The 7,841-nt window shown below is 71.0% G+C and carries 7 protein-coding genes; 4 read left to right on the top strand and 3 right to left on the bottom strand.

All coding sequences use genetic code 11. The features are described from left to right. Positions 1-72: 72 nt before the first annotated feature. A complete protein-coding gene (locus G6026_RS12555) occupies positions 73-948 on the bottom strand; it encodes an inositol monophosphatase family protein (protein ID WP_107756397.1) in 876 nt (291 codons plus the stop codon). Positions 949-1,105: 157 nt separating this feature from the next. Here G6026_RS12555 and ppgK point away from each other — a divergent pair, with 157 nt between their 5' ends. Both ppgK and G6026_RS12545 read left to right on the top strand, forming a co-directional pair. Next, on the top strand, positions 1,106-1,951 hold the full coding sequence (gene ppgK / locus G6026_RS12550; protein WP_107756396.1) for a polyphosphate--glucose phosphotransferase: 846 nt from the start codon (positions 1,106-1,108) through the stop codon (positions 1,949-1,951). A 181-nt stretch (positions 1,952-2,132) separates the two neighbouring features. Next, a complete protein-coding gene (locus G6026_RS12545; RefSeq protein WP_107756395.1) occupies positions 2,133-3,518 on the top strand; it encodes an RNA polymerase sigma factor in 1,386 nt (461 codons plus the stop codon). A gap of 81 nt (positions 3,519-3,599) precedes the next feature. On the opposite strand, the gene G6026_RS12540 is transcribed toward G6026_RS12545, so the two are convergent. Both G6026_RS12540 and G6026_RS12535 read right to left on the bottom strand, forming a co-directional pair. Then, entirely contained in the window at positions 3,600-5,444 is a 1,845-nt protein-coding gene (locus G6026_RS12540) for a DEAD/DEAH box helicase (RefSeq protein WP_182613371.1), read from the bottom strand. Beyond that, positions 5,437-5,682 carry a DUF3039 domain-containing protein gene (locus G6026_RS12535; RefSeq protein ID WP_017837712.1) on the bottom strand — a complete coding sequence of 82 codons (246 nt, stop codon included), beginning with the start codon at positions 5,680-5,682 and terminating at the stop codon, positions 5,437-5,439. Before G6026_RS12535 ends, G6026_RS12540 begins: the two co-directional genes overlap by 8 nt. Before the next feature lie 57 nt (positions 5,683-5,739). On the opposite strand from G6026_RS12535, the gene G6026_RS12530 reads away from it, so the two are divergent. Together G6026_RS12530 and G6026_RS12525 are read left to right on the top strand one after the other, a co-directional pair. Continuing rightward, a complete protein-coding gene (locus tag G6026_RS12530) occupies positions 5,740-6,252 on the top strand; it encodes a DUF3099 domain-containing protein (RefSeq protein ID WP_182613370.1) in 513 nt (170 codons plus the stop codon). After that, positions 6,249-7,841: methyltransferase (locus G6026_RS12525; protein WP_182613369.1), on the top strand; the 1,593-nt coding region annotated here is incomplete at its 3' end. The genes G6026_RS12530 and G6026_RS12525, both read left to right, overlap by 4 nt.

Here is a 7,841-nt window from a genome sequence, read left to right as displayed (position 1 = left end):
TCGTCGGGGCCCTCGACGAGCTGAAGCTGGGGCGTCAACCGATCTCCGCCGAGCTGGACGCGGCGCGCTCGGTCAACTGCTGACGGGGTCCCCGAGGGCCTCGAGCGCGGCCAGGAGTTCCTCCGCCACACCGGGCGCGGCGGCGACGGTGGGGACCTCGTCGTCGGCGGCGACCCTCACCATCGCGCCGGCCTCGGCCGCGATCAGCGCCCCGGCCGCGTGGTCCCACGGCTTGAGGCAGCGCTCGAAGTAGGCGTCGACGCGGCCGGTGGCGACCATGCACAGGTCCAACGCCGCGGAGCCACACCGCCTGATGTCACGGATGGTCGGGAGAAGGGCCGCGACCGTCCGCCCCTGCTCCGCACGGATCTCCGCATCGTAGGAGAACCCGGTGCCGACGAGCGCCATCGACAGATCGTCACACGATGACGCGGCGAGTTCGGTGACCGTTCCCGCGGCGGATCGGAGGCTGGATCCGCGGCCGACCGCTGCGGTCCAGGTCTCACCGGTGACGATGTTGTGCACCGCCCCCGCGACCACCACCCCGTCGACCTCGGCGGCCACGGAGACGGCCGTGAAGGGGATCCCGTAGAGGAGGTTCACGGTGCCGTCGACCGGATCCACCACCCACCTGACCACACCCCGTCCCGTGGCCGCGGGCTCCTCGCTGACCTCCTCGCCGCCCTCCTCACCCAGGACCCGGTCGCCCGGCCGCTCGGTGCTCACCAGCTCGCGCAGGTGCCGCTCGACGGTGGTATCGATGACGGTGACCGGGTCGGTCGCCGAACTCTTGGCGCGTGGATCGAGCCCCGAGGAGTCGAACCGCTCCAGCATCCGCCGGGCGACGCCCCCGCCCGAGACCGCGAGCCGCTCCGCGAACACCCTCAACTCGTCGACATCCACCGGGTGGTCTCGTCCGGCGAGGCCCTCCACCGTCTGCTCCGACACTTCCTCTCCCCTCGTCGTCTCCGAATGGCCCGGCCCCCCGGCGCACCGGACGGATACTCTGACGAACGGGTGCTCGCCCGCCCCCATCGTGCCCCGCCGGCCCGGTGGTCTCCAACCCTCGGCCGTGACCCCGCGGCCCGTCCCACGGGAGCCAGAGATGCCGACCACCAGCCCCTCCGAGCGCACCCAGGAATCGGACACCCCCACCGGCGTGGGGGTGGACGTCGGTGGCACCGGGATCAAGGTCGGCCGGGTCGATCTGGGCACCGGCGAGCTCGTCGGCGACCGGCTGACACGCCCCACCCCGCAGCCGGCGACACCGGACGCCGTCGCCGGGGTCATCCGCTCGATGGTCGAGGAGCTCGGGTGGGACGGACCGGTGGGCGTGGCGCTACCCAGCGTCATCCACGACGGGATCGCGCGGATCGCCCACAACATCGACGGCTCCTGGGTGGGCTGCGACGTCGTCGCACTGTTCGCCGAACACCTCCCGGGGCGCCCGGTGGTGATGCTCAACGACGCCGACGCCGCGGGGATCACGGAGGTGCACTACGGCGCCGGCGAGGGTGTGGACGGCCTGGTGATCCTCCTGACCTTCGGCACGGGCATCGGGTCGGCGCTGCTGCTGAACGGTCATCTGATCCCCAACACGGAGTTCGGGCACCTTCTGGTCCACGACATCGACGGTCGGGGGGTCGACGAGGCCGAACACCTCGCCTCCGCGGCGGTGCGGCATCGTGACGGGCTGACCTACGAGCAGTGGGCACCGCACGTGTCCAACGTCCTGCGGTCCCTCGAGGACCTGCTCTGGCCGCGCGCCTTCGTCATCGGGGGCGCGATCAGCGAGGCCGCCGAGGAGTGGTTCCCGCTGCTGGAGAACCGTACCCCGGTTCGCGTGGCGGTCCGACGTGGCGACGCCGGGATCATCGGGGCCGCCCTGTACGCGGCGGCGAGCACCGGACTGCTGGACCTGGACGCGACGGTGTCCCCGTCCGACCACTGATCCCTCGGCGACAGCGCCTGATGCGACCTCCGGACCGGATCCTCGTTACAATGGCGCAGGCCGGTATCACCTACCGGCCGGGGACGGGACCGGTACCGCAAGGCGGACGGCTCGCGAGTCGGCACACTGTGCGGCGTCGATCCCCGTTTCCCATCGAATCACCGGTTGTGAAGGGGCGTTTGTGGCAGCCACGAAGACCACCAGTTCGGATTCCGCGATGAGCGGCGATCCGTCGGACACAGAGGTCACGGGCGAGGCCCCCGCCAAGAAGACCTCGGCGAGCAGGACACCCGGGAAGAAGACCGCTGCCGCCAAGAAGACCGCGGCCAAGAAGACCGCTCCCGCCAAGAAGACGGCAGCCAAGAAGACCGCCGCGAAGAAGACAGCGGCCAAGAAGACGGCGGGTGCGGGCGAGCCCGCGGACGCCGCGCCGATCGATGACGCACCCGTCGAGGCCCTCGAGGTCGAACCGGACACCGCCGAACTCGAGGACGTCGAGGTCGACGTCGTCGACGTCGAGGACGCGGAGGCCGACGAGGAGACCAAGGACGGCCCCACCGCCAAGGACAAGGCGTCGGGAGACTTCGTCTGGGACGAGGACGAGTCCGAGGCCCTCCGCCAGGCCCGCAAGGACGCCGAGCTCACCGCGTCCGCCGACTCCGTCCGCGCCTACCTCAAGCAGATCGGCAAGGTCGCCCTGCTCAACGCCGAGGAGGAGGTCGAGCTGGCCAAGCGGATCGAGGCCGGCCTCTACGCCACCTGGTTCATGGCGCAGGTCGCGGAGCGCGGTGAGAAGCTCACCACCGCCCAGCGACGGGACTACAAGTGGATCGAGCGGGACGGGGTCCGCGCCAAGAACCATCTGCTCGAGGCCAACCTCCGCCTCGTCGTGTCCCTTGCCAAGCGGTACACCGGTCGCGGAATGGCGTTCCTGGACCTCATCCAGGAGGGCAACCTCGGCCTGATCCGCGCTGTGGAGAAGTTCGACTACACCAAGGGGTACAAGTTCTCGACCTACGCGACGTGGTGGATCCGCCAGGCCATCACACGCGCCATGGCCGACCAGGCCCGCACCATCCGGATCCCGGTCCACATGGTGGAGGTCATCAACAAACTCGGCCGCATCCAGCGGGAGCTCCTCCAGGACCTGGGCCGCGAGCCCACCCCGGAGGAGCTCGCCAAGGAGATGGACATCACCCCCGAGAAGGTGCTGGAGATCCAGCAGTACGCGCGAGAGCCCATCTCGCTCGACCAGACCATCGGTGACGAGGGCGACTCGCAGCTCGGCGACTTCATCGAGGACTCCGAGGCCGTGGTGGCCGTGGACGCCGTGAGCTTCACCCTCCTGCAGGACCAGCTCCGCTCCGTTCTCGACACCCTCTCCGAGCGCGAGGCGGGCGTTGTGCGCTTGCGCTTCGGCCTCACCGACGGGCTGCCCCGCACGCTCGACGAGATCGGGCAGGTCTACGGCGTCACGCGCGAGCGGATCCGCCAGATCGAGTCCAAGACCATGTCGAAACTGCGTCACCCCTCGCGATCCCAGGTCCTGCGCGACTACCTGGACTGACCCCGGATAGCGAAAGAGGGCCCCGCCGGCGGCGGGGCCCTTCTTCCGGTATCGGAGGTGGGGTCGCGGGACTCCCGCCGGTCACCAGCTCCGCAGCAAGGAGATTCGCTCCCGGATCTGATCGGCCGAGGCCATCGGCACCGGTGGACCCCCGCAGGCGTTGCGCAGCTGCGTGTGGATCGCGCCGTGGGACCTGCCCAGACGGCCGGAGTACACCGAGACCAGCGTGTTGAGCTGCCGCCGGAGGTCCTTCAGCTCCGCCGCGGAGGCCACCCGGGCGGCCGCCGCGCCCGCGTGCGCGCCCGGGCCGCCGGCGTTTCCCGGCAAGGTGGTGCCGGAGATGGCCGGATCCGTTCCCACGCCCACCACGGCGACGGGCCCGGATGCGGTGACCTCGCCGGAGGTCCGCCGGATCTGCTCCTTCTCCCGCTGGCGCAGGAGCGCCTTGACGTCATCGGCACCCAGCAGACCCGGCAGCCCGATGTAGTCGGCCTCCTCCTCGCTCCCGGCGAAGGTGGCGGTGCCGTAGGAGGACCCTTCGTAGACGATCTGATCGAGCTCCGCGTCCGCTCCGAGGGATATGTATCCCCTGTCCTCCTCGTCGGCGGTGTCGGGTTCGTCCTGCTGCTGGTTGGCCTGGGCCAAGAGTTCGTCCTCGAGCCCCTCCTCGCGGTGGGGTTTGCCCAGGACGTGATCCCTCTGGGCCTCCATCTGCGACGCGAGCTGCAACAGGACCGGGACCGACGGCAGAAACACCGACGCGGTCTCCCCGGGCCTCCGCGACCGGACGAACCGCCCGATGGCCTGGGCGAAGTACAGGGGGGTCGACGCGCTGGTGGCGTACACGCCCACACACAACCGCGGCACGTCCACCCCCTCCGACACCATGCGGACGGCGACCATCCACTCGTCCGTCGAAGCGGAGAACGCGCCGATCCGGCTCGAGGCAGTGGGATCGTCGGACAGGACGACGACGGGGGCACGCCCCGTGATCTCCGTCAGCAGCGCCGCGTACTCGCGAGCGCGTTCCTGGTCGGTGGCGATCACCAGCCCGCCGGCGTCGGGGACGCCGCCGGCCCGGATCTGCCGGAGTCGGGTGTGCGCGGCCTGGAGCACCGCCGGCATCCAGTCGCCATGGGGGTCCAGGGCGACCCGCCAGGCGCGGGAGTTCTGGTCCGCGCTGAGCGGTTCGCCGAGCCGGGCGGAGAACTCCTCGCCGGCGTTCGTGCGCCAGCGGGCCTCGCCGGAGTAGGCCAGGAAGACGACGGGCCGCACGACGCCGTCGGCCAGGGCGTCAGCGTAGCCGTAGGAGTGGTCCGCCCTCGACCGCTGATGGCCCTGGCCATCGGGCTCGTAGGTGACGAACGGGATGGGACTGTCGTCCGAGCGGAAGGGGGTGCCGGTCAGCGAGAGCCGACGCTCGGCGTCGTCGAACGCCTCACGGATGCCGTCGCCCCAGCTCTTGGCGTCCCCGCCGTGGTGGATCTCGTCGAGGATCACCAGTGTTCGGCGGGATGCGGTCCGTTCGCGGTGTTTGAAGGGGTGCGAGGCCACCTGGGCGTAGGTGACCACCACGCCGTGGAATTCCGGCGCCAGTGCCCCCGAGGAATTGGAGTACTCGGGATCGAGCGCGATCCCCGCCCTCGCGGCGGCCTCGGCCCACTGGAATTTGAGGTGCTCGGTGGGGGCGACGACCGTGATCGCGTCGACCGTCCGGTCGGCCAGGAGCTCGGTGGCCACGCGCAGACCGAACGTCGTCTTACCGGCGCCGGGGGTGGCCACGGCGAGGAAGTCCTTCGGCCGTGCCATGAGGTACTTGCGAAGGGCGGTCCGCTGCCATGCGCGCAGTGGTGCGCCGGTGGCCGTCGCGGTGGCGGGATCTGCGGTCTGCTCCTCGGTGCCCGGGACCGCGCCGGGATCACTCACCAGGCTTCAGGGTCTCGTAGACGCGCTTGCACTCGGGGCAGACCGGAGAACCCGGCTTGGCGGACCGGGTGACCGGGAACACCTCGCCACACAGGGCGATCACGTAGGAGCCCATGACCGCGCTCTCGGCGATCTTGCTCTTGTCCACGTAGTGGAAGAACTTGGGCGCGTCGTCCTGCGTCTCCTCGGTCGTGGTGACCTCGGGACGCTCGAGTGTCTTGGTCCGGGTGGTGCTCACCCCCTCATGATGCCGCACGCCACGGCCGCGGCGCCAACGCCGGAGTACCTTGGGGCCATGGCACCCGACTCCCGTCGCACGCGGTCCGAGGATCGGGACGGTTCCGCGAGGCCCGTTCTGATCACCGCCGCGCGTGAGTCCTACCGGGACGAGCTCGCGGCGCGGAAGAAACGGTATTTCCTCCTGATGTCCGTCCGGATCCCGGCGTTGCTCCTGGCCGCGGGTTCTCTGGCTCTGTGGAACAACCCGTGGATCGCACTGGCCATCGTCGCGGGGTCCATCCCGATCCCGTGGATCGCCGTGCTCAGCGCCAATGACAGGCCGCCGCTTCCCAAGGGGCAGGCACGTCTCTACACCGCAGGCGCACTGTCCGCGAACACACCGTCCGTCGTGCCGCCGGGGCTCTCGGGCATCTCCTCGCGTCCCACTCTCTCCCTGCAGGGCCCGGTGGGCGAGGACCCGGGACCCGAATGTTCAGAACACGGGCACGGTCCCGGCAACGGGACCCCGGACGGCCCCGGCTCCCCCGGCCGTGCCGACGGCCCCGGCGAGAGCGACGACGCGCGGTGACCCCTGCAGTCCCCACGCTGACCCGGCTCGCACCGCTTCTGGCGGAGGCCTTCCGCCGCCACCGCTTCACGGTTCCCGGGTTGGAGGATGCCCTGGGGCCGGCGGCGATCGCAGCCCTCGCGCGCTCCGATTCGGCATCCGTCCGGAGACACGCCCGCTCAGCCGGGCCGACCGGGACGCTGGTCCGGTTGTTCGTCCTGAACGACGCGGTCCCCGAGAGCGAGATCGTCCGGGTCCTGCCCGGGGTGGACATCGAGGACGGGATCGACGCCGGGTTGTGGACGCGCCCGTCCGCGCCCGGAGGAAGCCTTCGTGCACTCCTCGACCTCCGCCCGGTGGACACGGGCCACGGCACTCGATGGGTGTTCGCCGACATAGACGGGTCGATGGTGCACTCCTCGACGAGGTCCGATCACGTTCTCGGAGTGGGGCAGGCCACGCTGTCCCTCCTGAAGATCACCCCCACCTCGCGGGTGGATTCGGTTCTCGATCTGGGCACCGGTTGCGGCATCCAGATGGTGCACGCCCTCGAGACCGCGGCCACGGCGACGGGAACCGACATCACCCCGCGGTGCCTGGCGTTGGCCGCCGCCACGCTCGCGATCAACGGGCTGGACGGGGAACTGCTGTCCGGCCCCTGGTTCGAGCCCGTGGCCGACCGCCGATTCGACCGCGTCGTCGCCAACCCGCCGTTCGTGGTGGGCCCCGCGGATCCCGGGCACTCGTACCGGGAATCCGGCCTCGCCCTCGACGGTGCGAGTCAGACGGTCGTCTCCGGGGTCGACGGCCACCTGACCGAGAACGGCACCGCGGTCATCCTCGCCTCGTGGGTGGAGCGTCGGCACACCGACTGGAGGACCCACGTGGCGTCGTGGATCCCCTCGGAGGGCGTGGAGGCCTGGGTGCTGCGTCGCGACCGCTCGGACCCCGAGCTCTACGTGTGGACATGGCTCACCGACGAGGGCATGGATCCGCGGGACGAGTCCACCGCCCTCGCCGCGGAGACCTGGCTCGACCATCTCGGCGACCACGAGGTCGACGGGGTCGGGTTCGGGTACGTCTACCTACGGCGGATCGACGGCGCCTCGTCCGTGCTCTGCGAGGACCTGACCCACCCCTTCGACGAGGGGCTCGGCGACGAGGCCGAGGCCTACTTCGCGCGGTCGGCGTGGCTGCGGTCGGCCACGAACCAGCAGGGCGGGCAGGCGCGGGCTCTGGACACGACCGTGTTCACGGTCTCCCCCGACGTGCATCTCCACTCCTCGGAGAGCCTGGCGCCGGACCCCGATCCCCCGGGAGAAGAGGATCCCGATTCCGAGGCGCGGACCGGATCGGTGATCGTCGAACGCGTCACCGGCGCGCGCTGGCGCCACGAGATCGATCCCCTGACCGCCACCGTCCTCCGGGGTGCACGGATGGGCGCGCTGCCCCTCGAGGATCTGGTGGTCCTGGCCGCCGCCGGGGCGGGCGAGGACCCGGCGACACTGGCGGACCCCGTGCGCAGGGTCGTGGCCGACCTGTTCCTCCACGGTGTCGTGGTCCCCGCCGGGGTTCCCGGAATGCTCCCGCCCGGCGTGTCGGCCGCGGCC

This window comes from Dietzia sp. DQ11-38-2 (assembly GCF_014145055.1).
GTDB lineage: Bacteria > Actinomycetota > Actinomycetes > Mycobacteriales > Mycobacteriaceae > Dietzia.
The sequence above is the reverse complement of the archived record's forward strand: the minus strand, read 5'-3'. Positions and strand labels throughout refer to the sequence as shown.